Source organism: Streptomyces sp. MK7, from assembly GCF_032658145.1.
Classification (GTDB): domain Bacteria; phylum Actinomycetota; class Actinomycetes; order Streptomycetales; family Streptomycetaceae; genus Streptomyces; species Streptomyces spiralis.
Map to the genome: position 1 here is coordinate 1 of NZ_JAVACL010000117.1, position 1682 is coordinate 1682.

Below are 1682 nucleotides of genomic sequence, written 5' to 3' on the forward strand. Positions count from 1 at the left end.
CCTCCCCGTTTCGGTTGGGGTGGCTGAGCTGGGCTGATTTCGGCGGCCCGCGATTTTGGTTGCTGGTCGAGGGGCGGGCATGGCTGGGGCCCGACGCTGGGGTCGGGTGCTCCGGGGTTCCTCGGGTCGCGGATGGGCAGGGACAGTGCTGCGGGTCAGGTGGCTGGCCGGGGCAGGGCTGCGAGGAGGGTGAATGCGCTGGTCAGCTCGTGTCGCCAGGGCCAGGTGGCGGAGATCCGTAGGCGGAGTCGGCGGCCTCCGCGGGTGATACGGGCGGCGGCGTGCAGCAGCCGGTAGCGGAGCTTCTCCGGCTCGGCGGTGGCCAACTCGCCGTCCAGCAGCAGGAACTGCGTCCAGACGAGCAGGTCGATGCCGGTCAGAGCGAGTTCGAACCAGGCGGCGTTGATCTGGAAGTGACGGGAGGGGAAGCGGCCGAAGCCGGTGGACTTGCCGCAGCGGATGCGGTCCTCGACGCGGGCATGCGCGCGGTGGCGGACCTCCAGGCGTTGCGCGGTTCCCCCACCCGTGACCGGGGTGTCGGTGAGAAAGACCTGGTGGCGCATGCCTTCGTCGAAGTCGAACAGGGAGAGCTGGGCACCGGGATGCGGACGCTCACGCCGCACGATGATGCGGGTGCCGTCGGGGTAGCCAGTGAGGTCGATCATGCCGGTCAGCTCGGCGACTTCTGCTGCGTCGCGCAGGGATCCGTCCTGTTCCAGGGCCGGGTGCCAGACCCGGTCGGGCAGGGCCCGGATTGCTTGGCGGACTGGTTCGGTGACGGGGTGTCCGACGGAGAAGGAGGTGTGGATGCCCCGGTCGCGCAGGGTGCGTATGTGGTGCAGGAAGGCCTTCGTGCCTCCGGCGCTGTCGGTGCGGACGAGGATGTCGGTGCCGTGGCGGTGGGCGTCGGGGATCTGGGCCAGCGCCTGGTCGAGGACGGTGATGTGGTCGGCGGCGGTGTTGGCGCCGGCGTTGCCCGGCCGCAGCACTCCGGCCAGGGCTTCGCCGGTGTTGTCCAAGAAGCACAGCAGAGGGTGGTAGCCGAAGCCGCGCTTGTAGGTGGCGGCTGCCTGCTCCTTCTCGGAGTGGCAGGTGACCAGGGTGGCGTCGAGGTCCAGGACCAGGCCCGGCAAGTCACGCCCGCCCGCGCAGGACGCTGGTATGCCGTCGCGGGTGTCGGCGGCTTGCAGCCAGGCGACTTCGCGTGCGGTGGCCCGGGCCGCTCTCAGGGCGGCCAGTGCGGGAGGGCCGATGTCGGCGAGAAGACGCCAGGCGGTGGGTGTGGAGGCGACCGGGCCGAACACCTCGCGCTGGTCACGCAGGACAGCGAGGTGAGTGATGGTCTCGCCGCCGTCGGCGAGCATCACGGCCAGGTCGACCGCCACCCGGCCGGGGTCGTGCCCCGTGCCGCGCGGCCGCAGCCGACGCAACGCACTGGTGAAGGCGCTGGTCAGCCCGGTGACTTCGGCCAGATCGGCCAGCAGACGGGATCCGGCATGGCTGACGACCCCGCGACCGTCGGCCGAGACGACAAGTCGGGGACGTGACCCGGTAGTGTGCACGCAGAAAGTGCCTTCCCCCGCGAGACGACAGAAGCCTTAGACAAGCCCTATCGTCCCAGGTCAGAAGGCACTTTCGCTTTGCCGCTCATGATCCGGACACGACCCCAAGTGAAACGCGCA

Annotated in this window: 1 protein-coding gene; it reads right to left on the reverse strand. The window is 70.2% G+C overall.

Annotation, left to right across the window (positions count from 1 at the left end; genetic code table 11):
- Window positions 1–155: 155 nt before the first annotated feature.
- The gene (locus R2S09_RS40055; RefSeq protein ID WP_316746206.1) at window positions 156–1562 is read right to left on the reverse strand and encodes an IS1380 family transposase; all 1407 of its coding nucleotides are present in this window, start codon (window positions 1560–1562) and stop codon (window positions 156–158) included.
- Window positions 1563–1682: the final 120 nt, after the last annotated feature.